The organism is Luteibacter anthropi (genome assembly GCF_011759365.1).
Taxonomy (GTDB): domain Bacteria; phylum Pseudomonadota; class Gammaproteobacteria; order Xanthomonadales; family Rhodanobacteraceae; genus Luteibacter; species Luteibacter anthropi.
In genome coordinates this window covers 222,343-247,937 of record NZ_JAARLZ010000001.1, presented here as the reverse complement: position 1 = coordinate 247,937, position 25,595 = coordinate 222,343, and the positions used below count along the sequence as shown (strand labels likewise).

The following is a 25,595-nucleotide window of genomic DNA, read 5'->3' as shown; positions in this document are numbered from 1 at the left end:
AGCTATTGACCACTATGGGCAAGGTTATCCAACTCAAAACGAACGGCCAGCGAGCCTCCCTGCGCGAAGCGCAGGACAGTCGCCAGCTGATTCGCATCTGGCGCGGCGAACTCGAGCACGGGAGCTTCTGTGGCTACGTGGGCGGGGTCGGCCGCGAGTTCTTCCTGCTGTGGGTCGTCGGCGACGGCGTGAGCTACGACGGCATGTACATCATGCGGCACCGCGACATCTCCGAATTCGAGGCGCCGGACAAACATGCCGGCTTCCTCGAAAAGGCGATGGCGCTGAAGGGCATCGTCCCGACACCGCCTGTGGACTTCCCGCTGGACGACATCAGCCAGGTGGTGAAGACCGCCTCGACGATGGCGCCGGTCATCGGCGTGCATGTCGACAGCGAGGACGAGGCAGAAGTCTGCTACATCGGCCGCCTGGTCAGCGTCGAGGAAGACGGCTTCAACATGCAGGAGATCACCCCCGACGCGGAATGGCTGCGCGAGCCGTCGTTCTTCTCGTGGGATGAAATCTCCACGATCAGCATGGAAGACGCCTACGCGACATCGCTGCTGGCCGTGGCGGGCGATCCCCCGCCGCTGGAGCAGGGCACCGGCGGCGGCTTCGGCCACGCCACCTGACACCTACCTGTAGGAGCGCGCCTTGCGCGCGACGCTTTCGCCGGTCGCGCGCAAGGCGCGCTCCTACAACGACAAGTCCATCCCCATGTCCCGCCCGCGCCCTCTCGACATCACCCTGCACCAGGCTTCCCGCGTTCTTGAAGTTGTCTTCGACAACGGCGAACGCTTCCGGCTTCCCTACGAATACCTCAGGGTGAACTCACCCAGCGCCGAGGTGCAGGGCCACGGCCCGGGCCAGAAAGTCCTCGTATCCGGCAAACGCCATGTCGGCATCAGCGCCGTGGAACCCACCGGCCATTACGGCGTGCTGTTGCGCTTCGACGACGGACACGCCAGCGGCATCTTCGGCTGGGACACCCTGCACGACCTCGGCCGCGCCTACGAAAGCGCCTGGCCCGCCTATCTCGCGCAGCTCGAAGAAAAAGGTCTTTCCCGCGAATGAGCGCACGGGGATGAAAGCATTGCGCGCACGCAAGGCGTATATTTGCGCGCCATCCCGCACCACACACCGGCGAACAACGGACGTTCCAAGGTACTCACACCGGAGCACCAAGGCATGACGCGAATCGTCGTCGTCGGCAGCATCAACATGGACCTGGTCACCCTCGCGCCGCGTTTCGTCGAGCCGGGTGAAACCCTGACCGGGGACCGCTTCCTCACCATCCCCGGCGGCAAGGGCGCCAACCAGGCCGTAGCGGCCGCGCGCCTCGGCGCCAAGGTGGCGATGGTCGGCAATATCGGCGACGACGCTTTCGGCCAGCAGCTCTACGACGGGCTGAAAGCGGAAGGCATCGACGTCAGCCATGTCACCCGCGTGGAAGGCATCGGCAGCGGTACGGCGTCGATCACCGTCGCCGGTGGCGAGAACGAAATCATCGTGGTGCCCGCCGCCAATGGCCGCGTCACGCCTGCCCAGGTGGAGGCCGCGCGCGACACGATCCGCGGCGCCGATGCCCTGCTGGTGCAGCTGGAGATTCCGCTCGACGCCGTGGACGCCACCTTGCGTATCGCGCAGGAAGAGGGCGTGCCGGTGATCCTCAACCCTGCGCCCGCGCAGCGCCTCCCGGTGGAATGGCTGAATCGCGTGCGCTTTCTCACGCCCAACCAGCACGAGCTGGCCACCGTGCTCGGTGACGCGGGCGAAACCGATTTCCGCGAACTCATGCGTCGCGCACCGTGTCCGGTCGTGCTGACCCGCGGTGCGGAAGGCGCGTGGTTCCGCGACACGGACGACGAGCCGCGCCACCAGGCCGGTTTCAAGGTCGACGCGGTGGACAGCACCGGCGCCGGAGACACCTTCAACGCCGCCCTCGCGGTGTACCTCGCCGAGGGTCTCGACGTGGCGGTGCGCAAGGCCTGCGCCACCGCGGCGATCGCCGTCTCCCGCCTGGGCGCCCAGGGTGGCATGCCGCGTGCCGACGAGGTTGCGGCGTTCCTGGAGAAGCATGCATGAGACGTAGCGGGCTGCTGCACGCCGAACTCAACCGCGTCATCGCCGCCATGGGTCACACCGATACCCTGGTGATCGGCGACGTGGGCCTGCCGGTACCCCCCGGCGTGCCTTGCATCGACCTCGCCGTGCTGCCCGGCATGCCATCGTTCGCGGCCGTGTTCGAGGCGGTATACGCGGAACTGGCGGTGGAAAGCCTCACCCTCGCCAGCGAAATCCGCACGCACAATCCTGCGATGGTCGCGCTGCGCAATCGCCTGGAAGGCGAGGGCCTGCGCATCGCTGAGGTGCCTCACGACGACTTCAAGCAACTGACCTCGCGCGCCGTCGCCGTGGTGCGCACGGGTGAAACCGCCCCCTACGCGAACGTGATCCTGCATGCAGGCGTGACCTTCTGATGAACACGCCACTTGTCCGGATGCGCGATATCCACAAGGCCTTCGGACCGGTGAAAGTGCTCGAAGGCGTCGCCTTCGAGCTGCTTCCGGGCGAAGTGCATGCCCTGATGGGCGAGAACGGGGCGGGCAAATCCACGCTGATGAAGATCCTCACGGGGATCTACGCGCCCGACGCGGGGACCATCGAAGTGGATGGCCAGCCGGTGTCCATCACCTCGCCCGCCGATGCCGAGAAGCACGGCATCGCCATCATCCACCAGGAACTGAACCTCATCCCGTCGCTCAGCGTCGCGGACAACCTGTTCCTCGGTCGCGAACTGCATCGCTTCGGCCTGCTCGACCGCAAGGCCATGGAGATCCGTGCGAAGGAATGGCTGTCGCGCGTCGGCATGGATCGCCTCGATCCGGACACGCTGGTGGAGCGTCTTTCCGTCGGCCAGCAGCAGATGGTGGAGATTGCCCGCGCGCTGGGACAGAAAGCGCGCGTGCTGATCATGGACGAACCCACCGCCGCACTGACCGAACGCGAGACCACCACGTTGTTCGCACTGATCCGCGAACTGCGCGCGCACGGTACCGGCATCGTCTACGTCTCCCATCGCATGGAAGAGATCTTCGCCATCTGCGACCGCATCTCGGTGCTGCGCGACGGCCAGTTCGTCGGCACGCGCCCCATTCCGGGCCTGGCCTTCGATGAAGTGGTGAAGATGATGGTCGGCCGCACGCTCGATGCGCGTTTCCCCGAGCGCACGCCGAACATCGGCAACGTGCGCCTGAAGGTGGAACACATCAGCGGCGGCATCGTGCAGGACGTCAGCTTCGAGCTGCACGCCGGCGAAGTGCTCGGCGTGGCCGGCCTCATGGGCGCGGGGCGTACCGAACTGGCCCGCCTGCTGTTCGGCCTGGACAAGCTCGAAGCCGGCAAGGTGACACTCGAAGGCACGGTGGTCACCCCGAAGACACCGAGCGAGGCGATCCACGCCGGCTTCGGCTTCGTCACCGAAGACCGCAAGGCGCAAGGCCTCGTGCTCGACATGAGCCTGCGCGAGAACGTGAGCCTGCCGCGCGTGCCAGCGCGCGCCGGCCTCGTCGATCGTCCGGCGGAAAAGAAACAGACCCACGGCCTCATCGACGCGCTGAAGATCCGCACGCGCGACATGGAGCTCGACGTGCGTGCGCTCTCCGGCGGCAACCAGCAGAAAGTGGTGCTCGCCAAGTGGCTCGCGCTGAAACCGCGCGTGCTCATCCTCGACGAGCCCACCCGTGGCGTCGACGTCGGCGGCAAGGCCGAGATCTACCACATCATCAACCAACTCGCGGAGCAGGGCGTGGCCATCCTCATGATTTCCTCGGAACTGCCGGAGGTGCTCGCCATGAGCGACCGCATCCTGGTAATGCACGAGGGCCATGCAACGGCCCTGCTCGATGCCCACGGCGCCACCCAGGAAGCCGTGATGACCGCCGCCACCGGAGGCAAGTGACATGACGCAGCAAATCAACTGGAGCCGCGTGGCGCCACTGCTCCAACGCCTGGGTTCGGTGATCGGCCTGGTGCTGCTCTTCATCGTGCTCTCGGTGATGAGCCCCGACTTCCTCACCACGGGCAACCTGCTCACGGTGCTGCGCCAGGTGTCGATCAACGCGTTGATCGCCTTCGGCATGACCTTCGTGATCCTCGCCGGTGGCATCGACCTCTCGGTAGGCGCGATCCTCGCCCTCACCGGCGCGGTCACGGCGGGCCTCATGGCGGCCGGCCACGGCATGGTGCTTTCGGTGGGTGCAGGCCTCGGCCTGGGCCTGCTGCTGGGCATGCTCAACGGCGTGCTGGTCTCCTGGGGCAAGGTGGCGCCCTTCATCGCCACGCTGGGCACGATGACCCTGCTGCGCGGCGTCACGCTGTCGTATACGCAAGGCAGCCCCATTCCCGTCACCAACCAGGGCTTCGCCTTGCTGGGCGGCGGCTATGTCGCCAACCTGATCCCGCTACCGGTGATCTGGATGTTCGTGGCCTTCGCCCTGTGCGGCTTCCTGCTGCGCGGCACGGTGTTCGGTCGCCACGTGGTCGCCATCGGCGGCAACGAAGAGGCCTCACGCCTCTCCGGCGTGCGCCTGGCGCCGATGAAACTCGCCATCTACGGCCTGTCCGGCCTGCTCTCCGCTTTCGCGGGCATCGTGCTCACTTCGCGCCTGTACTCCGCGCAGGCCACGGCCGGCGCCGGCTACGAGCTGGATGCCATCGCAGCGGTGGTACTCGGCGGCACCAGCCTGGCGGGCGGCCGCGGCTGGCTGTTCGGCACCCTGGTCGGCGCGCTGCTGATCGGCTTCCTCAACAATGGCTTGAACCTGCTGGGCGTAAGCTCGTTCTACCAGCAGGTGGTCAAGGGCATCGTCATCCTGATCGCCGTCCTGCTCGACCGGCGCCAGTAATCACCACGAGGGACACATCCCATGCGCAAACTCAGTTTCTTCGCCGCCGCAGCGGCCACGCTTCTTGCGGCCTGCTCGCAGCAGGGTCCGGGCGAGTCCGCCCCCTCGGCGTCTTCCTCGGCAGGTGGCGGTGCAGCCGGCACCCCGGTGATCGGCCTGGCGCTGTCCACGCAGAACAACCCCTTCTTCGTCGAACTCAAGGACGGCGCACAGAAGGCGGCCAAGGATGCCGGCGTGCAGCTGGTGGTGGTCGATGCCCAGGATGATCCGGCCCGCCAGATCTCCAGCGTCGAGGACCTGATCCAGAAGCGCGTGTCGGTGATCCTGCTCAACCCCACCGATTCGTCGGCACTGGCCGGTGCCGTGCAGTCGGCGCAGCGCGCCAACATCCCGGTGATCACGCTCGACCGTGGCGTGGATGGCGCCGAAGTGGCCTCGCATATCGCCTCCGACAACATCGCCGGCGGCAAGATGGCCGCCGACTTCCTTGCCAGGCAGCTCAACGGCAAGGGTAACGTCATCGAACTGCAGGGCGTGGCCGGCACTTCGGCGGCCCGCGAGCGCGGCAAGGGCTTCGACGACGCCATCGCCGTTACCGGCCTGAAGATCGTCGCCCAGCAGCCGGCCAACTTCGACCGCGCCCAGGGCCTCTCGGTCAGCGAGAACCTGCTCCAGGGCAACACCGACGTGCAGGCGATCTTCGCCCAGAACGACGAGATGGCCCTCGGCGCCGTGCAGGCGCTGGCAGGCAAAGACAAGAAGATCCTCGTGGTCGGCTTCGACGGCACGCCGGACGGCAAGGCCGCCGTGCAGAACGGCACCATGGCCGCCACCGTCGCGCAGCAGCCAGAAGAGATCGGCAAGCTCGGTGTCGAGACAGCAAAGAAGCTGATCGACAAACAGCCGGTGGACAAGACCATCGCCGTGCCGCTGAAGCTGCTCACCAAGGAATGAGGAAAACGGGCCGAAAGGCCCGTTTTTCTGACAGCCCGCTTGTTGTAGGAGCGCGCCTCGCGCGCGACCGTTTGAAACGTAATGCTCCGTAGTGAAGCAAAGCCGTCCCTACCGAAGGTGTGAGAGCCGATCACATCGGCGATGTTGCGCTCCGTAGGAACCCAGCCCATGTGGTGTTTCGCTTCGTAGGGTGGGCTCGCCTATCAGCCTCGCATCGGCGCTCCTACGTGGCGGAGCAGAGGCGACGGGGGCGGCCCTTGTCGCTCCGGCCTGCGGTGTCCCTCGGGAAAGGAGGAGCCGCTGCGCGGCTCAGTGTCTTATGGCTTACGCCCCTTCGGGCCCGGTGAGCGGGCGGGGTTTCTCGACTCGGCCTCCGTGCCTCGGCGAGAAAGACGGGCCATCCTGACCCGTCCCCTTCGGGCCTGATCCGCCCACTCCCCTCACCTCCATCAAGTCACGCCAAGGGCCGCCCCCGCCGCCTCTGTCGAACGTGATCGCGGCGTATTGTAGGAGCGCGCCTGCGCGCGACCGGTTGTCACGAACATCATCATCGTTCCGATCCATCCGGTCGCGCGCAAGGCGCGCTCCTACAGGGATACGGGGTCGTGGTGCAAATACCTTGTAGGAGCGCGCCTGCGCGCGACCGGTTGTCGCGAACATCATCATCGTTCCGATCCATCCGGTCGCGCGCAAGGCGCGCTCCTACAGGGATCGGGTTTTACGGTATCGGTCGCCGTGTTCCTAGGAAACATCGACCACATTTTCAGACCAGTCCTAAAGACATTCCCCTTCGCATGCCTACACTGGGGAACCTCTTCAGTCACTGATGAGGTCGCCTCCCTTGAGGCTGCGCAACAGGCTCTTTCCGGTGATCGGCCTCGCGCTGTCGATCATGGCGGCCCCTTATCTGGCCGGCCAATTTACGCACTGGCTTCTCAGCCTCACCGATCCTCCGGTGACCTGGCACCTGTGGTCGGACTACGCCCGGGTGATGCATCAGGCCGGTTATGCCGCCTACGCATGGCGCATCCGTCTCGCCGGTGGCCTGGGCTTCGGCATACCGCTGCTGGTGATCCTCGCCTGCGTCGTCACGTTGATTCGCGCTTTTCGCGCTCATCGTGCCTTGCGCGCGACTCTGCGCTTCGAACCGCTGACCACGGTATCGGCAGCTTTCCGGCATGGCGTCGTCCTCGCGCGCGGTATCGCCACGGATCATTCGGTACTGGTCGTCGCGCCAAATGCCCGCCGCGCACTGCAAGGCACCCTCGTGCCAACCCTGCGCCGCGCGCCTGGCCCCTGGCTGCTCGTCGGCACCCCTGAGGTCATTGCTGCCGCTGCGTCGCAGACCCGAGGCCGGCCTGTGGTTCGCGTCGCTCCGTTCGGCCACGGCCATCGCTGGAATCCCTTCGCGGCAGCGTGGACCGAAAACGGGCTGCACCTGCCTGTGCTGGAAAGTCTCGCCGAACGCTGGTTTCCGGTCACCGACCCTCGCCAGCGCTTGCTCACCAGCCATGCGCGGCAGGCGTTCGTGGCGCTGGTCCGGGCCATCGATGACGTACTTCGCCATGGTGGCGAGGTGGTTATCCCGGCGCCGGGTGACCTTCAGCGTTTCATTGAGCCTTTGAGTAGGGATTCACGCCGGTCCTATCTGGATCACCTCATCGCGGCACCGGGTATCTCGGAAGCTACGCGGCAGGCGCTGCAGCCCTGGTGCGCCCTGGACGACAAGGCCTTCGCACGGGTCAGCGAGGCCTTGCGGGGTGGCCTTGGCCTGTTCAGCCGTCCGCTGGCCGATGCGGCGACCCGGGGCAATGACCTTGCCGGCATCGACCTGACGAAGGCGGTCGTCCTGTTTGAACTTCCGGCCGACATGCAGCGACAGGCCCGGCCTCTGGTCGATGCCTTTATCGCGTGGTGGCGACATGCCACGCGCGACGTATCGCATCGACGGCTGATCCTCGATGGACTCGACCACCTCGGTCATTTGCCTGTGCTGTTGGATGGTGACCTGCCATACCTTGCCACGACGCGCCGCTTGTCGAACCTCCGCACGGTCTACGGTCGTGACTTTCCCGCCTTGCTTCAGCGCTTTCCCTGCGTGGTCATGCAGACCGTTCCCGATCAAACCACCGCGGAAGCTGAACAGGCCGCACTGGAAGCTTATGTGTCCGTGCATGAGCCGCACCGGCATCCGCCGACGCGACCGGCGACGACACGCGATCTGTGCGAACTGAAGGCCGATCACCAACTCGTGCTGATCCTTCCGCATTCGATACCGCGTCTATGCCGCATACCCACTATGCGCTACCGGCCTGCCACCTTGCCAGAACCTCCTGATGGAGATGCCATGCCTTTCCCCCGTTCTCTCGCCGGCCTGCTGGCCTCACTGATGGCAGCGTGCTCGGCAAAAGCGCCCGAAACCCCGGTGACCCCATCCGTAACGGCTTATGACAGCAACCGTCGATGCGATATCTCGAGCGGCATTGAGGGCCAGCCAGCATTCATTGGCGCGTGCCTGGGGCCGCATCGATTCCGCCTTCCTGTCAATCTGTTTGAAGGACAAGCGGGACAGGACGACGATCCGAGGCGTCTCGATCTGGTCCTGCTGTGGCCCGAACTCACACCGGTGCCGCAAGGGGTGGATTACCACGATTCAACGGATATGTTTCTCTCAAGCGTGAGAATCACGGTGATGCATCTTTCGCGGATTTCCGATGAGGCTTATCCCGGTAGGTTGGGACGCTCCATGGAAGCGTTTGACAGTCAGAAAGACCATCCAGAATACAACCTGGATCTACGCATCAAAGGCGACCCGGTCTATGGACTCACTCCGTACTACGCTGATTTCAGAAGGCTGGTCTCGTATTACGAGAGGCGATATGGCTTCGCATCCCAGGAAACCCTTCATGCAAGTAAACCCGATGGTCATCATGATTGGTATATTGCGACGGGAGAAACCGGTTTTCCGTTGACTTTTATCAGGTGCAATGTGAAATCGGTACCTGACGGCGTAAAGCTCGTCAATGGACGAATTGTGGATAATCCAGAAGATCGCAGGCGATCGTCCTGCCTTCACTTGTTCCTCTTGCCAAAATACAAAGCCATTGTAGAAATAGATTACAACCGCGCCGTCATGTTCGATTGGAAACGTATCGAACAGAAAATTATTTCGATCATGGAAGACGGTGAGCTGAAATAATGAGCAACCAAAAGGGAGCTTTGGATAGCGCGATATCGACATTCTGTCGTCGTATGCCGAAACGGGAAATCGTGAACTGTATTGGAACTATCTGGCTGGCGTTCCTGGCAATGATGGGTACGGCGCTCTTGCCTTGGGTGTCGTACGAAATGACAACATGCCGGGTGCAACGGCGAATGCTTATGCCCAGGCCTACGCACGTGAACATGATGGGAAAGTACTCACGGAGCGCGAATGGGATTCCTTTGGCGTTGACCTGATGAAGCGCGATTACGTTGCCCGATCTGAGCGATTTCGGTCGGGCGAGACCCAGTTGGCGTTAAATTTACCAGCACGCGATATTCAGAAAGCTCATGATGATTCATTCAACAACATCCAGATTGACCCCAATGCCTGGACACCCCGCAAGCTGCTGGAGGCTGCACATCAAAAGGACATAGAGGAAAAACACCGAATAGATCGCGGTGAGATGTGCCCCGAGGAAGCCGGGCATCACGCCGACACGCATTGGTCCACGATGCTCAACAACGGCTACGGCGGACTGCACCGCATGAGCGCCACGGCCCTGCAAGCGTCGGTCGATCGCGTCATGTCACCGGACGATCAGAAGGGCTACATCACCGACATGGCAGCAGCGTACTTCACGGCCATGAAGGGTCGCTCCCATCTTTCACCCGACATCATCGGCCAGAAGGATCACTACTTCGGTCGTGACCGCAATGGTGACTGGAGCGAATTCCGCACCCTGCATACGGCGGTCGGCACCGAGACCGACATGCGGGACGTCACCGATCCGAAGACCATCCAGGAGTTGGAAGACACCCGCAGCCTTCGCCTGGAACGCAAAGCCGCCCGCGAGGCGTTTCATCCGGATGATCCAGGCAAGCTGCAGGCGTCGCCGCATCCGCTGGCGGATAGCCGGCCGTCGTCGAGCTTTCCTTCAGCGGCAGATGATCCTGTCTACGCCAGCATGCGGCTTCAGCTGCCGCTGGACGTGTCCGATGACCAGGTAGCGCAGATGGCAGTGCGGGCCAGGGGTATCGGCATTCACCACGAGCGTGATCTGGCCGGGGTGGATGTCGAGGGGAGGGAGCTGGTGTGTCGGGGCGTGCGGCCGGGGAGCGAAGTAACGGTAGCGATGGATACGCCGGCGCCGCCCAAGGAGCAAAGCATCGCACTGGCACGGGGGCTGGATCAGCACGTATTTGAGCAATCTCAGCAACAGGCGATGCAACAGGCTCAACAGATGGCCATGCAGCAGGAAGGCCCGGTGATGCGGTTGTAGGAGCGCGCCTTGCGCGCGACCGGTTTTCGCGAAAATCATCAACGCATTCGCATCACCGGTCGCGCGCGAGGCGCGCTCCTACAGTGATTGTTAGTCCTGGGGGGCGGGTGCCACGACTTCGCGCTGGCCGTTGATGCCCATCGGGGAGACGATGCCTGCGCTTTCCATCGCTTCGACAAGACGCGCCGCGCGGTTGTAGCCGATGCGGAACTGGCGCTGCACGAACGAGATGGATGCACGGCGCGTGCGCAGCACGAAGGCCGCCGCTTCGTCATAGAGTGGATCCAGCTCTGCATCTATGCCGTCTTCGCCCGGTTCGCCGTCCATCGCATCGCTCGGCGGACCGGCAAGGATTTCTTCCTTGTAATCCGGCTCGCCGAACTGCTTCAGCCACGCGACGATGCGATGCACTTCTTCGTCGGCAACGAATGCACCGTGGATACGCTGTGGATAACCCGTGCCCGGCGGCAGGAACAGCATATCGCCCTGGCCGAGCAGGCTTTCCGCGCCCATCTGGTCGAGAATGGTGCGTGAGTCGATCTTCGACGACACCTGGAAGGCGACGCGCGTGGGAATGTTCGCCTTGATGAGGCCGGTGATCACATCGACCGACGGACGCTGCGTCGCCAGGATGAGATGGATGCCTGCCGCACGTGCTTTCTGTGCGAGTCGTGCGATCAGTTCTTCGATCTTCTTCCCAGCCACCATCATGAGATCGGCCAGCTCGTCGATCACAACGACGATCATCGGCAGCGTGTCGAGATGCTCGGGCACTTCCGGATGTGCGGGGAAGGGGTTGAACAGCGGCTTGCCCGCCGCGCGCGCTTCGCGCACCTTCTGGTTGAAGCCGGCGAGATTGCGCACGCGCAGGTCGGACATCACGCGATAGCGGTTTTCCATCTCCGCCACGCACCAGTTCAGCGCATTGGCGGCGAGCTTCATGTCGGTGACCACGGGCGCCAGCAGATGCGGAATGCCTTCGTAGACCGAAAGCTCAAGCATCTTCGGATCGATCATGATCATGCGCACGTCTTCGGGCGTGGCCTTGTACAGCATCGACAGGATCATGGCGTTCACCGCCACCGACTTGCCCGAGCCCGTCGTGCCCGCAACGAGCATGTGGGGCGCCTTCGCGAGATCGGCCACCACCGGCTCGCCCGTGATGCCTTTGCCCATCGCAAGCGTCAGCAGCGAATCGGAGCCGCGGTATTCACTGGAATCGAGGATCTCCGACAACGCGATCATCTGTCGCTGTTCGTTCGGCAGCTCCAGGCCCATGCAGGTCTTGCCGGGAATGGTTTCCACCACGCGGATGGAGCTGCGCCCAAGACCACGTGCCAGATCCTTCATCAACGCGACGATCTGGTTGCCGCGCACGCCGACGGCGGGCTCGACTTCGTAACGCGTGATGACCGGACCCGCCGACGCACCCACGACCTGCACCGGCACCTTGAACTCGCGCAGGCGCTGTTCGATCAGCTCGCCCGTCTCCGCCAGTTCGTGGTCGGAAATGGCCAGGTGGTTCTGCGTGGCGGCAGCGAGCAACGAGAGCGGCGGCAAGGTCACCGTGCTGTTGCTGGTGGTGGCGCGTAACGCGCGCACGGGTGTGAGCGTGACGACCTGCGCAGACGTCGCAGGACTTTCGTCGTTTGCCGCGATGGCAAAACGCGACACGGGCGCAGGTGGTGGTGCCGCCAGTACGGGAATGGCGATCTCCGGCTCATCTTCTTCGATGGGCGTCGTCGGTATTTCTGCCGGTACGTAGGTGTCGCGCGCAGCCGGGATCGGTGCCGGTGCCGGCTCGGATGCCGGCAGCACGTGGTCCGGTTCTTCGGCGACGGAGGCCTGAGCCATCGTGCGCGGCGCCAGCCACGGCTCGCGGATCACGATGTCTTCTTCCGCCCGGTGACGCGGCGGCACGGGCGTGGTCACGGAAGGACGAGGCCCGTTCGTTCGCGAAGGCTCGGCGCGCATGGGCTCGATCAGCTTCGCTTCCACCCGCGGCGCCTTGCTTGCCGGAGCGGGTTTCTTCGCTGGTGCCGGACGACCACGACGACGTGCCGCAGGGCGGTCTGCACGACGCACGGCACCGGAGGCCCGGCGCGGGGCTGCGCGCGATGACGATGTTCGCGAGAACGCGCGATGCGTCAGCGCGATGGCCAGCGCACCCAGTGGCTCGACGAGGGTCGTGGCAGCGGACAGCATGCGGCCCCAGGGCACGCCCAGGTACCAGGGCAGGGCGAGCAGCAGCGGGACGATGGCGACAACGCTGCCGATCATGGGCCCGGGCAGGTCGCCAAGCGTTCCGGCAAGCCACCGGCAGACGCTGCCACCTGCCGCAGGATCGTCCGTGAAATGGGCTACGACCAACCCTTCGAGCATGGCACTCGAGAGCAGAACCAGGGTAAAGCCCGCCCAGAAGCGAATGGCACCCGGCCCGGCACCCGGCTGCGGCCGGCGACGGACCAGGGCGACGAGCGAGCGCCATAACAGGGGAAGCAACCAGACAGTGGAAAGCCCGAAGGCGCCGAACACGAAGGAAGCCATGCCTTACCGAGGGAGAGAGAATCGAGCAGAAGCCGTAGTTTAGCGTGCATTTGTACGAATCGTCGCTGAAACCCCCGCTAACCCCCTGTCTGTGTTGACAGGGCCCACTTTATGAGAGCCAGCACGAAGTCAGCCTGCGAGGCGTGAAAGCCAGGTAACCCCGGCGTTCGGATACAAGAATCTGCGACCGGGTCGCGCTTTCGCGCATCGACGCGTTTTTTGGTCAAAAATGCGCACGCCCCCTGGCGTAGCTTCTTGCGACCTTCCCCGAGATGGAGCTTGCCATGCGTCGCGTATCGCCGATCCTGTTTACGCTAGCCGCCGTACTGACCGCGCCCTGTGCTTTCGCGCAGAGCACGCCGGTCAACCTCGCGCTTCATCGCCCCGTCACCGCGAGCAGCACCGAGAACGCCATCGCCTTCAAGGCCGACAACGTCAACGATGGACGCATGGACACCCGCTGGTCGTCCGCCGCCTCCGATCCGCAGTGGATCTCGGTCGACCTGGGCTCCGTGCAGAAGATCAACCGCGTCACGCTCGACTGGGAGCGTGCGCACGCGGGGATGTATCACATCGATGTCTCCACCGACGGCCAGAGCTGGCAGCCGGTCGCTACCCAGCCCACCAGCAAGGGTGGCAGCGAAACGCTGGATTTCTCCCCGGCCAAGGCGCGCTATGTGCGCATGTACGGACTCACGCGCACCACCCAGTACGGCTATTCGCTGTTTGAATTCCAGGTGTTCGGCGCAGACGATTCCACGCCCGGTGATCCGGGCAACCCGGGTGATCCCGGTAATCCTGGCAACCCCGGTGATCCAGGTAACGGCAACCCGCCGAATCCGGGCAACGGCCCGACCACGTCCTACAACGCACGCGTCGCCGGTGCGCAGACCGAGCCGCCGGCACCGTTCGTCATCGCCGACGTCGCCTCCTTCAACAACCCCTGGGGTCTCGACTTCCTGCCCGACGGCCGCGTCGTAGTGACCGAGAAGAGCGACCACATGTACGTGGTGACCACCGCCGGTGCGAAGACCTCGATCACGGGCCTGCCGACCTCGGTCGGTGCCAACGGCGGCGGCGGCCAGAGCGGCTTCCACGACGTGGCTGCATCGCCGACCTTCGCACAGGACCACACGCTGTGGTTCAGCTATGTGGCGAAGGCCACCGACGGCAACAACCACCTCACCCTCGCCAAGGCACGCCTGGACGAATCGGCACAGGGCGCATCGCTCGCCAACCTGCAGGTGGTCTGGCAGGAGCCGTCGAATTACTCGGTGCGCGGCCAGCCCGGGGCACGCATCGCCTTCGCGCCGGATGGCCAGCACGTGTTCCTCTCTGCCGGCGATGGTGACATCCCGGATGCGAAGGGCGATCGTGGCTTTACCGCGCAGCTGCCCAACTCCGGCCTGGGCAAGATCATCCGGCTCAACCTCGACGGCAGCACACCCAGCGACAACCCCAATGCATCGCAGCCTGGCGTGGCCGGCCAGATCTGGGCCAGCGGCTTCCGCAATCCGTACGGCCTGGCGTTCAGCGCCGACGGCAAGTTGTGGGAAACCGAGATGGGCCCGGCTTCCGGCGATGAGTTCAACCTCATCGTGAAGGGCGGCAACTACGGCTGGCCGCTGGTCAGCAACGGCAATCACTACAACGGCGATGCCTGGATGCCGGGCCAGCCGTATCCGCGTCACGACACGGCACCACAGTACGTGCAGCCGGCGGCGTACTGGGGCTGGTTCCCCACCACCAACTCGATGTCGCCCTCGGGCCTGGCCTTCTACAACGGCAACCTGTTCCCGCAGTGGAAGGGCTCCGCACTGCTGGGTTCCACCTCGTCGATCGCGCTGTATCGCGTGATCCTCGATACCTCGGGCAACGTGACGGGCGTGGAGCGCTACGGTCGCGATGCCAAGGGCACCTATACCGGTAGCGTGCGCGCGCTGAAGGTCGCCGCCGATGGCAGCATCTGGTACGTGCGTGGCGGTGGCGACGGCATGCTGCGCCGGATCACCCCGAAGCCGTAAGAGACGGGCGGTCGCAGGCCACGCCTGCGACCGCCTCTTGCGTCATGCGCGATAACGCGGTGCGACGTCCTTGTTGGACAGCAGTGGTGCCATGATCTTCCTCGCGCTGTCGTAGATGCGGAAATGACCTTCCTCGTGCAGGGTGGGAATCGTCACGACTTCACCGCGGTCGTAGCCCAGCAGGGCAGCGTCCACGAGGTCGGCGGTTTCCATCACCTTGCCCGGTAGCAGGGCATCGACATCCTTGCCTGACTTGTCCCAGATTTCCGTGCGGGTAGCGCCGGGCAGCACCGCCTGCGCGTGCACGTTCGTGCCCTGCAGGACCTTCGCCAGACCCAGCGTCACGTTCACCAGGTGCGCCTTGCTACCGCTGTAGATTCCGTCGAACAGTTCCGGAACCAGCGCCAGCACCGAGGCGATGTTGATGATGCCGCCCTTGTCGCGCGCCTTGAATGCCTTGGCCGCCGCCGCCGACAGCAGGGTCGGTGCCGTGACGTTGATGGTGAGCAGGCTTTCGATGGCGTCGGCGCCATTTTCCAGGATGCTGCCGTTGAGCGAGATGCCCGCGTTGTTCACCAGCAGGGTGATGGCCTCATCCGTGGCAAGGCGCTGCTCCAGCGCCTCGATGTCCGCGCGCCGGGACAGGTCGGCGCGCAGCACCTCGACCTGGCGGCCGGTGCGTTCGCGCAGCTTCGCTGCCAGGGCTTCAAGGCGATCCGTGCGGCGCGCTGCAAGGATGAGGTCGTAACCCCGGTCGGCCAGACGCTCCGCATACACCTCGCCAATGCCACCGGAGGCGCCGGTGACCAGCGCCGTACCCTTGCTCTGTTCATTGCTCATGGGATCTCTCCGTACCTGTGGATATCAAAACGATAGTGACTGCGTTGCGGTACGATAGGGACGTCGCTACCATATTGCAATGGACCCCGAGAAACTTTCTTCCGGCACCTGTCCGATCGCCCGGGGCCTGGCCCTGGTGGGCGACGCGTGGAGTGCGCTGATCCTGCGCGAGGTAGGGCGTGGACAGACCCAGTTCGACCAGCTGCGCTCGAACCTGGGCATCGCGCCCAACATCCTGTCCCGTCGCCTGAAGGCGCTTACGGACGTGGGCGTGCTGGAAAAGCGCCGCTACAACGAGCGGCCGCCTCGCGACGAATACGTGATGACCCAGGCCGGCAGGGAATTCCTGCCAATCCTGGCGGCGATCGGCGAGTGGGGCCGCCGCCACAACGGCTGCGGCGCGCCGCTCAGTTACCTGGTCAACGAGGACACGGGCGAGCGGGCGAACGCCATCGTGGTGGACGAAGCCACCGGAGCGCCCTTCGGAGAGGTGCGCACGCGGATCGTGCTGCCCGAGGGCGTGGCCTGATCCCTAGGGACAGGTCAGGGCAGCAAAGCGGTCAGCCGGATCGCCATGATGCGTGGCGACGATGGGGCGCTGTACGGCGGTATGCCAGGGAATGGACGGCCACCAGCGCGGGATGACCGGATGCGTAGTCGGTTCCACCGCCTGGCCCGGTTCGGGAATGAGCACGTCAGCATGCACGCAGCGGGCGGCGGCGAGTACGCGTTCCGGTGGTTCCGTCCAGGCGTGGTGCGCCAGCTTGAGCAGCCCCCAGTGCACCGGGATCATGGTGCGCGCGCGCACTTCCTGGTGTACCCGCACCGCCTGCTCCGGACCGAGGTGCCAGTCGGGCCACTGAGCGTCGTACTGACCCGTCTCGATGAGACTGACGTCGAAGGGGCCATAGCGCTCACCGACATCGACGAAGGTGTCGTTCATGCCGGTGTCGCCGGAATAGAACACGCGATGCGCCGGACCGAGCAGGGCGAAGCCCGTCCACAAGGTGTGGCCGCTGTTGCCGTTCAGGCGTCCCGATGCATGGCGCGATGGCGTGGACACGATGCGCAACGTGCCCACCGTCGTGTCCTGCCACCAGTCCAGTTCAGTGATGCGTTCACGGGGAACGCCCCAGTCTTCCAGGTGCGCGCCGATGCCCAGCGGCACGACGAAACGCACACCCCGCTGATTGAAGGCCTGCACCGACGGGCGATCGAGATGGTCGTAGTGGTCGTGGGAGATCACCACCACATCGACGTGCGGCAGGTGATCGATCGACACGGGCGGTGCATACCAGCGCTTCGGACCCAGCCACGAAAACGGCGAAGTGCGCTCGCTCCAGAACGGATCGACGATGACGTTGGTGCCGTCGATCTCCAGCAGCATCGATGAGTGCCCGAACCAGCTCGCGCGCAGGCCGCTGGCCGGCGGCGTGCGATACGCGGCCGAGGCGTCCACCGTGGGCACCGGCGCATCGGGCTCTTCGCCCGGTCGCGATGCGAACAGCTGGAGGATGCCGCCCTTGAGGTCGATGAACATGGGCTGCGGATTGGCGAAACGACCGCCGTGCCACTGCGGCGAGGCTTCGTCGCGCGCCAGCTCGTGCCCTTGCGATAGCGCGCCGACGTTCGGCCACGCAGTGAGGGCAACGACACCAAGGAAAACGACGAGAAGAACGGCGAGGATCGCCAGGTAACGAAAGAAGCGCTTCAACGGAACAATTCCAGGTTCTGCCGGCGCCGAAGATAACCGTTCCGGGCCGTCCGTGGACGGCCCGGAACGCATGCCATCAGGCCGCGACCGGCGCGTCCTTCATGGTGGCCATGTCGATCACGAAGCGATAGCGCACGTCGTTCTTCACCAGGCGCTCGTAGGTCTGGTTGACCGACGCCATGTCCACCACTTCCACGTCGGACACGATGTTGTGCTTCGCGCAGAAGTCCATCATTTCCTGGGTTTCGGCCATGCCGCCGATGGCCGAACCGGCCACCGAGCGACGCGGCAGCATGAGGCCGCCACCGAACACCGGATCGACCGGCGTGAGCACGCCCACCAGCACCATCACACCGTCCAGCGCCAGCAGCGCGATATACGGGTTGATGTCGTGGCTGACCGGAATGGTGTTGAGCAGGAAGTCGAAGCTGGCGGCGGCCTTCTGCATGGCCTCGGCGTCCTTCGACACCAGCACCGCATCGGCGCCCAGGCGCTTGGCATCCGCACCCTTGGCTTCGGAGGTGGTGATCATGGTGACGTGGGCACCCATGGCCTTGGCAAACTTCACGCCCATGTGGCCCAGGCCACCCAGGCCGATCACGCCGACCTTCTTGCCTGCGACGTTCTGCTTCCAGTGGCTCAGCGGCGAATAGGTGGTGATGCCGGCGCAGAGCAGGGGAGCAACGGCCTTGAGGTCGAGATCCTTCGAGATCTTCACCGCGAAGCGCTCCTCGACCACGATGTCGGTGGAGTAGCCGCCCTGGGTCGGGGTCTTCTTGTCCTGCTCGGTGCCGTTGTAGGTGAAGCTGGTGTGGTTCAGGCAGTACTGCTCCAGGTCGCGCTTGCACGACGCGCACTCACGGCAGGAATCCACCATGCAGCCCACGCCGGCGATATCGCCCACCTTGAACTTCTTCACCTGCGCACCCACCGCCACGACGCGGCCGACGATCTCGTGGCCGGGGACCATCGGGTAGATCGAATTGCCCCAGTCGTTATGCGCCTGGTGCAGGTCCGAATGGCAGATGCCGCTGTACAGGATTTCGATGTGGATATCGTGCGCGCCAACGTCGCGGCGCTTGAAATTGAAAGGGACGAGGGGGGACTTAGCGTCCTTGGCGGCATATCCGCGTACTTCGAACATGGGTGTCGTCCTCAACCGGGTGGGAAATCAGGAAACCATAAACTTCAACAATCCGGCGGGCCAGCGGGATTTTTGCAACGAATCGTTGAGATATCCTAGATAATCATGCGACCGGACAATCTCTCCCATCTTGCCGCCTTCGCGGCCGTCGCCCGCCATGCCAGCTTTCGCAAGGCAGGGGTGGAGCTGTCGCTGTCCACCTCGGCCATCAGCTATGCCATCCGCGGGCTGGAGGAACGCCTGGGGGTGACCCTGTTCCACCGCACCACCCGCAGCGTCTCGCTTACCGAAGCGGGGCAGCGCCTGCTCGAACGCCTGCAACCGGCCCTGCGCGACGTGGGCGAGGCGCTGGCGGAAATGAACGAGTTCCGGGGTACCCCGGCGGGCACCCTGCGGATCAATATGCCCAGCGTGGCCGGTCGGCTGCTGCTGCCGCCGGTGCTGCCCATCTTCCTGCGCCGCTATCCGGACATCCATTTCGAGGCGGTGGACAACAACGGCATGATCGATATCGTCGCGGATGGCTACGACGCAGGCGTGCGCTTCCATGAGTCGATCCCCGAGGACATGGTGGCCGTGCCCTTCGGCGGGCCGAAGCGCAGCATCTGCGTGGCCACGCCCGAGTACATCGCCGCGCGTGGCATCCCCACGCATCCCTACGACCTGCTGTCGCACGATTGCATCCGTTTCCGGTTTCCCAGCGGCCGTCTTTATCACTGGGAGTTCGAGCAGGGTGAAACGAAGCTGGAGGTGGATGTCCGCGGGCGCTGCACCTTCAATGCCTTCGAATCCGCACTGGATGCCGCCCTTGCCGGCATAGGCTTCATGCTGGTCTTCGAGGAACAGGTGGAAGCATTCATCCGGCAGGGGCAACTGGTCAGCGTGCTGGACGACTGGCTGCCGCCCTATCCGGGGTTCATGCTGTATTACCCGCGCCAGCGCCAAGTCACCTCGGCCCTGCGCGCCTTCATCGACCTGCTGCAGGAGCTGGGGCCAAGCTTAGGTAGAAGCTAACCAACTGCCACCCTGGCGGCAATGCGATGAACGTGGACGACTGCTGCAATGGGTTTCCCATCGCTGCACCTGCCGTCCATGAACCCCTCTGCCGCCCAACGCGCCCTGCTGATCGTCGCCTCCGCCGGCTGCGCGCTCACCGTGCTCGATACCAACGTGGTCGGGGTCGTGCTGCCCACCATCGCACACGACCTGCACGCCTCCTTTGCCGACATCGAATGGGTGATCACCAGCTACGTGCTGTGCTTCGCCTCCCTGCTGCTGCCTGCGGGCGCCATCGCCGATCGCTATGGCCGCAAGCGCGTATACCTGTTCGGCCTGACCGTGTTCGGCCTGTCCTCGGTGGCCTGCGGGCTCGCGCCGAGCGCAGCGGCCCTGTACCTCGCACGCGCCGTGCAGGGCATCGGCGCCGCCTTCCAGATTGCACCGGCGCTGGCCATCATCGGCCACGCCTTTACCGAGCCCCAGCAGCGCGCCCGCGCCTGGGCGGCCTGGGGTACGGTGATGGGGCTGACCATGGTGCTGTCGCCGCTGGCCGGTGGCCTCATCAATCGTTACGTGGGCTGGCCCTGGGCCTTCCACATCAATGCACCGATCTGCTTCGTGCTGGGCCTGGCGGTGCTGCCAGTCATTCCCGAATCGCGCGACCCGGTGCCACGCACGCTCGACCTGCCCGGCATGCTGCTGTTTTCCGGCGCCATGTTCTGCCTGACCTGGGCCCTGATCGGCGGCCCCGCCCACGGCTGGGCCAGCCCGACCGTGCTGGGACGGCTGGCGGCCGGTATCGCGCTGGGTGTCGCCTTCGTCGTCGTCGAACGGTATCGCGCCCACCCGATGCTGGACCTGTCGTTGTTCCGTGGCGCCCCGTTCGTGGGCGCGGTGCTGGCGATGTTCGCCTATGCCGCCGCCGCCCAGGTGATGGCCTCGCTGCTGCCGCTGTTCCTTCAGAACGCGCGCGGTGACGACGCCCTGGGTGCGGGGATAGGCATGCTCCCGTTTGCACTGGCCATGCTGGTATTCCCGCATGTAGGGCGTCGCCTCGGCCAGCGGCTGTCGGCTCACGACATACTGGCGCTGGGCCTGGTGGTGACGGCGATCGGCAACGCCATCCTGGTGCTGGCGGCCGGGGGCGGGGATGCCAACTGGCTCGTCACCGGCATGGCGGTGCTGGGCACGGGGGGCGGCCTGCTCAATGGCGAGACCCAGAAAGCCATCATGGGCACGGTGCCGGCCGACCGCGCGGGCATGGCCTCGGGCATCTCCACCACGGCCCGGTTCGCCGGCATCCTGCTGGGGTTCGCCACCCTGGGCGCCGCCCTGGCCTCCGGCGTGCACGACGCCGCCGTGCAGCAGTTCTCCCAGGCGGGGTTGGGCTTGTCGGGCATGGCGCTGGACCGGCTGGTGGTGGGCGACTTCGAACAGGCCCGGGCCGCGTCCCCGGCAACACCTGCCGCCACCTTCGACGCCCTGGCCCACGCCAGCTACGGCATCGGTTTCGCCCATGCCTTCCTGCTCGCCGGGGCGGTGGCGGCCCTCGCCGCCATCGTGGTCTGGACCTGCATGCGCCGACGGGATCGATGAGCCTGATTCACCCTGCGATTTAGCCCGTTTGACTCCGAAAAGCCGTATGCTTGACCGTGATGCACTGCAACATCGCATCACTATCCCCTGCGTACGCGCCTGCAACGAGTCCTTCGATGTCTTCCTCCCCTGTCTCCAGCCGGGCGGCACCGCCCGTTCGCGCGCCCCATGTGGGCCTGGTGATCCTCGCCCTGGCCGTCGGTGGCTTTGCCATCGGCACCACCGAGTTCGCCTCGATGAGCATGCTGCCGCTGTTTGCACAGGGACTGGGCATCGATGCGCCGACGGCCGGCCATGCAATCAGCGCCTACGCGCTGGGTGTGGTGGTGGGTGCGCCGATCATCACCGTGCTCGGCGCGCGCCTGCCGCGCCGCCGCCTGCTGTTGCTGCTGATGGCGATGTTCACGGTGTTCAACGGCCTGACCGGCCTGTCGCCCAATTACCACTGGATGCTGGTGTTCCGCTTCCTCGCGGGCCTGCCGCACGGTGCGTATTTCGGCGTCGGCGCGCTGGTGGCCAGTTCGCTAGTACCGCCGAACCGGCGGACCCGCGCCGTAGGCCAGATGTTCCTCGGCCTCACCTTTGCCACCGTCGTCGGCGTGCCTTTAGCCAGCTGGCTGGGCCAGGCCGTCGGCTGGCGCTGGAGCTTTGCCCTGGTGGCACTGCTGGGCATCGCCACCCTGAGCGCGGTGTTCGCTTTTGCGCCGGATACGCCGGCCGATGCGAAGGCCAGCCCCCTGCGTGAACTGGGTGCGCTGAAGCGCTCGCAGGTGTGGATAACTCTGGGGATAGGTGCCATCGGCTTCGGCGGCATGTTTGCCGTCTATACCTATCTCGCCGACATCCTGCTGCACGTCACGCACATGTCGCTGGACACCGTGCCCTGGGTGATGGGCGTGTTCGGTATCGGCATGACCCTGGGCAATATGGTGGTTCCGGTGTTCGCCGACCGGGCCCTGATGCGCACGGCCGGCGGCCTGCTGCTGTGGAGTCTCGTCATCCTGGCGATCTTCCCGTTCACGGCCGGAAACGTCTGGACTCTGGGCGTTACCGTCTTCCTGATCGGCATTGGCGGGGCCCTGGGCACGGTTTTGCAGACCCGCCTGATGGATGTGGCCGGCGATGCGCAGGGCCTGGCCGCCTCGCTCAACCATTCCGCATTCAACACCGCCAACGCGCTGGGCCCATTCCTTGGCGGCCTCGCCATCGCCAACGGCTACGGCTGGACCTCACCCGGCTGGGTCGGCAGCGTGCTGGCGCTGGGTGGTCTGCTGCTGTGGGGCGCGTCGGTGGCGGTGGATCGTCGCGACACCTCAGGCAACGCCATCGAAGCCTGTTGATAACTTTTTCAGGAGCGCTTGCCGAGGGCGATCAGCAGGTCGGTTGCCATGCGATCGGCAAGCACGCCCTGGAGAGGCACATAGTCGTTCGTGTCGGTGGGTTCGGCGAATTCTCCCGACCACACGATGCGTCCCTTGCTGTCATCCAGCAGACTTATGACCGCGACGGTCTGTTGCGGTGTCTGCCGCACGCTGACGCGGGCATGCAGGTCTGCACCGGCCGGATCGGTGGCGATGCTGTAACCCTCCGGCAATCCGCGACTCACCCTCGCTACAAGACTTTCACGCAGACCCGCGTTGAAGTTCGGAAACAGCACGTACTCGCACATGCCTTGCACGGGCTCCACGGCGATACGTTGCGACGACGTGCGCATAGCGGCATGGGCCCAGAGCACACCAGCGAGCAGGATCACGGCCGACAGACCGCCCATGGCCATGCGCGCGCCTGAAAACCAGGGCCTGCGTGGCGGCACGACCGGCATGTCGCCGGACAGCGTGCCGATAAAACGATAGCCCGCGCGAGGCCGTGTCTGGATATAGCGGGGGGCTTCGGCATCGTCGTCCAGCAGGGTGCGCATCCGGCGAATGCAGGTATTGAGGGCCGCATCCCCGCCGGTACCCGCACGTGGCCAGAAGCGTTCGAGCAGCTCGGAGCGCGGCACGATCCGTTCGCCATGGTGAACCAGGTAAACCAGCACCTCGACAACCTGGGGCGGTGCATCAAGCGGGACGTCGCCCCGGAACGCCTGCAACAGGACCGGGTCGAGCCGGATATCGTCAAAGCGAAGCATCGTGCCTACCCCCGCGTAACGCGTTGAATCCCTTGATGGTCACGACATGTCAGGCGAGTTCATGACATGTCGGTGGACCATTCTGGCAGAAGGCCCCAGGATTTTCCCGAAGCCACCCGTGGCACTTCTGCGAGGAAAACCCGCTCATGCGCATCCTGTCCGCCCTGGCCTTGTGCCTGCTTTTTACCCTGCTCGGTGTCGCCCGGGCGACCCATACCGAGGTGGATGTCCGCGTGCTGGCGCGCGGCGCCAAGTTCCTCGGCGGCTATGCCGCACCGGTGCGTGTGGTCCTTACCGATGCCGACACGGGCGAAGTACTTGCCCACGGGCAGACCGCCGGTACGACCGGCGACACCGCGAAGATCATGGGGCAGGGCGGAACGCGATCCACGGAGGGATCGGCCGTGTTCCACACGTCGCTCGATCTCGACCGGCCGCGCCGGGTCACCCTGAGCGTGACCGGTCCGCTCAGCCAGCCGCAGGCGACGACCACGGCAACCAGTACGCAATGGATCCTGCCCGGGCATTCCCTCACGGCCGGCGATGGATGGCTCATGGAACTGCCGGGCCTCATCGTGGACGTGGCCAGCCCCCTGGCTTATCAGACGGTGAAAGCCGGTACGACCGTGCCGGTGCGCGTCGGCGTGACGATGCTGTGCGGCTGCGCGATCACCGCCGCAGGGCCCTGGCGTGCCAGCGATACCGAGGTGCAGGCCTCGCTGGTCATCGATGGTGGGGCGGCAAGGATCATCCCCTTGCGCTTCGATGCCGCAGCGGGAGTCTTCGTTGCGGATATTCCTGCCGACTCACACGGACTCTACGAACTGGAAGTCAGCGCATGGATGGGATCAAGCAACAATGCGGGCGTCGCTCGTACTGCGTTCTTTGTCCATTGAGGATTCGTCATGCGAATCTTCGATAAACGATCGGCCAGGGCTCGCGTGGTCGCGACGCTCCTGCTCTTCATGGCAGGCATGGCGCCATCATTTGCCGCTGGTGAACAAAACGATCTTTCACAGCGACTGCAGGCATTGATGCGCTTAAATCGCCAGCATCACGGTATCGCGGGCCAGGCCCTGGTCGTGATGCACGATGGAAAGGTGATCTTCAGCGGCGTGGATGGGCAGATCGATATCGACAGCCATCGCCCCGTCAAGAACGACAGCGTGTTCCCCGCATTTTCAATCAGCAAGCTTTTCGTGAGCACGCTGATCATGCAGCTGGCCGACCAGGGCAGGCTCGACCTGGGCCGGCCGGCCAGCGAGTACGTCACGGGGCTTCCCGAACGATGGAAGCGCATAAGCGTGCGGGATTTTCTCGATCACACCTCGGGTGTTCCCGAGTACTTCGGGAGCGGGCAAGGCGAGGAACTGACCGCCGACACGAGGTTTCCGCCCGATATAACCGCGGTCTTTGCTTCCCTGGCGAACGCTCCACTACAGTTCGTACCCGGCACGGAGACCCATTACACGCAGACCAATTACCTGGTGCTGTCGGCCCTACTCGCCGCTTGCTATGGCAAGCCTTATCCACAGGTTGTCCAGCAACGCATCATCCGCCCGCTGCAACTGAATCACACGTGGCTGGGACCTTCCGATGCTCCACCAGAGCTTCGGGCAACGGCGTACACCGGCAAGAATGGCAGGCTTCAGAAAGATGCCGCCATTGCGTGGCCATCGTATGCGTACGGTCACGCTGAGCTTTATACGACCGCGAGCGACCTCGCACACTTCATGCAGGCTGTTGCGTCAGGAAAGCTCGTCAGCCAGGCAACGTTGCAGCGATCATGGCAACCCCGCGAGTTATCCACAGGCCAGCGTGGCTGGTTCGCGACAGGCTGGGACTATGGCGAGAGCCATGGCTATCGCGAAGTGGGGCATGATGGCGGCGCACGCAGCAGGGTCCGAATCATCTTCAAGGAACCGCTTGATGAGCGTGCTTACATCATCGTCTATCTCACCAACGGCAGTGCAAAGAACGTGTGGTCACGTACGCTGGTGGACGCCGTGATGCAGACGGTTGCTCCCGCTGAGTTCCCTGCGTCAGGGTTCAGCGGCTCCTGACGGATCGCCCGCTCGGCCGTTCTACCTGTTGATGCAGAAGTGACGCCTCCGATGCATCACTATTGTTGGTCAAAGTAGTTTTTAATTCCTTTAACATGCTTGGATCGATTCTTGAGTACAAAAACAAAGCTGTACTCCGGTAGCGGCGGATAGCCATCGATGGACGCTTATCGCTCTCCCGTTGGGCGCGAT

The 25,595-nt window shown here is 64.7% G+C and carries 20 protein-coding genes and 1 pseudogene; 16 read left to right on the top strand and 5 right to left on the bottom strand.

What is annotated here, in order from left to right:
* Positions 1 to 14 precede the first annotated feature (14 nt).
* The 9 genes from HBF25_RS01005 (at position 15) to HBF25_RS00965 (ending at position 10,345) form a co-directional block, all read left to right on the top strand.
* Positions 15 to 632: a hypothetical protein gene (locus HBF25_RS01005; protein WP_166945714.1), complete on the top strand. Its 618-nt coding sequence runs from the start codon at positions 15 to 17 to the stop codon at positions 630 to 632.
* 22 nt (positions 633 to 654) lie between these two features.
* Positions 655 to 1,074, top strand: a complete 420-nt coding sequence (locus HBF25_RS01000; protein WP_243852914.1) for a gamma-butyrobetaine hydroxylase family protein — start codon at positions 655 to 657, stop codon at positions 1,072 to 1,074.
* A gap of 114 nt (positions 1,075 to 1,188) precedes the next feature.
* Positions 1,189 to 2,085: a ribokinase gene (gene rbsK / locus HBF25_RS00995; protein ID WP_166945713.1), complete on the top strand. Its 897-nt coding sequence runs from the start codon at positions 1,189 to 1,191 to the stop codon at positions 2,083 to 2,085.
* A complete protein-coding gene (rbsD, locus tag HBF25_RS00990) occupies positions 2,082 to 2,480 on the top strand; it encodes a D-ribose pyranase (RefSeq protein ID WP_166945711.1) in 399 nt (132 codons plus the stop codon). The genes rbsK and rbsD overlap by 4 nt, the downstream gene beginning before the upstream one ends.
* Positions 2,480 to 3,961, top strand: coding sequence for a sugar ABC transporter ATP-binding protein (locus tag HBF25_RS00985; RefSeq protein WP_166945709.1), 1,482 nt, complete (start codon positions 2,480 to 2,482; stop codon positions 3,959 to 3,961). The genes rbsD and HBF25_RS00985 overlap by 1 nt, the downstream gene beginning before the upstream one ends.
* 1 nt (position 3,962) lies before the next feature.
* Positions 3,963 to 4,907: an ABC transporter permease subunit gene (locus HBF25_RS00980; protein WP_166945707.1), complete on the top strand. Its 945-nt coding sequence runs from the start codon at positions 3,963 to 3,965 to the stop codon at positions 4,905 to 4,907.
* Positions 4,908 to 4,928: 21 nt separating this feature from the next.
* Positions 4,929 to 5,861, top strand: a complete 933-nt coding sequence (gene rbsB, locus HBF25_RS00975; RefSeq protein WP_166945705.1) for a ribose ABC transporter substrate-binding protein RbsB — start codon at positions 4,929 to 4,931, stop codon at positions 5,859 to 5,861.
* 841 nt (positions 5,862 to 6,702) lie between these two features.
* Entirely contained in the window at positions 6,703 to 9,060 is a 2,358-nt protein-coding gene (locus HBF25_RS00970; RefSeq protein ID WP_166945703.1) for a type IV secretory system conjugative DNA transfer family protein, read from the top strand.
* Between the two features lie 157 nt (positions 9,061 to 9,217).
* On the top strand, positions 9,218 to 10,345 hold the full coding sequence (locus tag HBF25_RS00965) for a hypothetical protein (protein WP_166945701.1): 1,128 nt from the start codon (positions 9,218 to 9,220) through the stop codon (positions 10,343 to 10,345).
* 90 nt (positions 10,346 to 10,435) lie between these two features.
* Here the strand turns inward: HBF25_RS00965 and HBF25_RS00960 are convergent.
* Positions 10,436 to 12,049 (bottom strand): annotated as a pseudogene (locus HBF25_RS00960) (DNA translocase FtsK); the annotation flags it as partial.
* 1,127 nt (positions 12,050 to 13,176) lie between these two features.
* Between HBF25_RS00960 and HBF25_RS00955 the strand changes: the two are divergent.
* Entirely contained in the window at positions 13,177 to 14,916 is a 1,740-nt protein-coding gene (locus tag HBF25_RS00955) for a PQQ-dependent sugar dehydrogenase (RefSeq protein WP_166945697.1), read from the top strand.
* A gap of 42 nt (positions 14,917 to 14,958) precedes the next feature.
* Here HBF25_RS00955 and HBF25_RS00950 read toward each other — a convergent pair whose 3' ends face one another.
* Entirely contained in the window at positions 14,959 to 15,756 is a 798-nt protein-coding gene (locus tag HBF25_RS00950) for an SDR family NAD(P)-dependent oxidoreductase (protein WP_166945695.1), read from the bottom strand.
* Positions 15,757 to 15,835: 79 nt separating this feature from the next.
* Here HBF25_RS00950 and HBF25_RS00945 point away from each other — a divergent pair, with 79 nt between their 5' ends.
* Positions 15,836 to 16,285: a winged helix-turn-helix transcriptional regulator gene (locus HBF25_RS00945; RefSeq protein WP_166945693.1), complete on the top strand. Its 450-nt coding sequence runs from the start codon at positions 15,836 to 15,838 to the stop codon at positions 16,283 to 16,285.
* 3 nt (positions 16,286 to 16,288) lie between these two features.
* Here the strand turns inward: HBF25_RS00945 and HBF25_RS00940 are convergent, their stop codons facing one another.
* Entirely contained in the window at positions 16,289 to 17,470 is a 1,182-nt protein-coding gene (locus HBF25_RS00940) for an MBL fold metallo-hydrolase (RefSeq protein WP_208392354.1), read from the bottom strand.
* Positions 17,471 to 17,546: 76 nt separating this feature from the next.
* Positions 17,547 to 18,614 (bottom strand): NAD(P)-dependent alcohol dehydrogenase, encoded by a 1,068-nt coding sequence (locus tag HBF25_RS00935; RefSeq protein WP_166945689.1) that lies wholly within the window; start codon positions 18,612 to 18,614, stop codon positions 17,547 to 17,549.
* Between the two features lie 105 nt (positions 18,615 to 18,719).
* Between HBF25_RS00935 and HBF25_RS00930 the strand changes: the two genes are divergently transcribed.
* From HBF25_RS00930 to HBF25_RS00920, 3 genes are all read left to right on the top strand, one after another.
* Positions 18,720 to 19,628: a LysR family transcriptional regulator gene (locus tag HBF25_RS00930; RefSeq protein ID WP_166945687.1), complete on the top strand. Its 909-nt coding sequence runs from the start codon at positions 18,720 to 18,722 to the stop codon at positions 19,626 to 19,628.
* A 48-nt stretch (positions 19,629 to 19,676) separates the two neighbouring features.
* Positions 19,677 to 21,209, top strand: a complete 1,533-nt coding sequence (locus tag HBF25_RS00925) for an MFS transporter (protein ID WP_208392353.1) — start codon at positions 19,677 to 19,679, stop codon at positions 21,207 to 21,209.
* A 116-nt stretch (positions 21,210 to 21,325) separates the two neighbouring features.
* Positions 21,326 to 22,549 carry an MFS transporter gene (locus HBF25_RS00920; RefSeq protein WP_166945676.1) on the top strand — a complete coding sequence of 408 codons (1,224 nt, stop codon included), beginning with the start codon at positions 21,326 to 21,328 and terminating at the stop codon, positions 22,547 to 22,549.
* Between the two features lie 8 nt (positions 22,550 to 22,557).
* Here HBF25_RS00920 and HBF25_RS00915 read toward each other — a convergent pair whose 3' ends face one another.
* Complete coding sequence (locus HBF25_RS00915; protein ID WP_166945674.1) at positions 22,558 to 23,340, bottom strand: winged helix-turn-helix domain-containing protein; 783 nt, start codon at positions 23,338 to 23,340, stop codon at positions 22,558 to 22,560.
* 146 nt (positions 23,341 to 23,486) lie between these two features.
* Between HBF25_RS00915 and HBF25_RS00910 the strand changes: the two genes are divergently transcribed.
* Complete coding sequence (locus HBF25_RS00910) at positions 23,487 to 24,236, top strand: hypothetical protein (RefSeq protein WP_166945672.1); 750 nt, start codon at positions 23,487 to 23,489, stop codon at positions 24,234 to 24,236.
* Positions 24,237 to 24,245: 9 nt separating this feature from the next.
* Positions 24,246 to 25,403 carry a serine hydrolase domain-containing protein gene (locus HBF25_RS00905; RefSeq protein WP_166945670.1) on the top strand — a complete coding sequence of 386 codons (1,158 nt, stop codon included), beginning with the start codon at positions 24,246 to 24,248 and terminating at the stop codon, positions 25,401 to 25,403.
* Positions 25,404 to 25,595 lie beyond the last annotated feature (192 nt).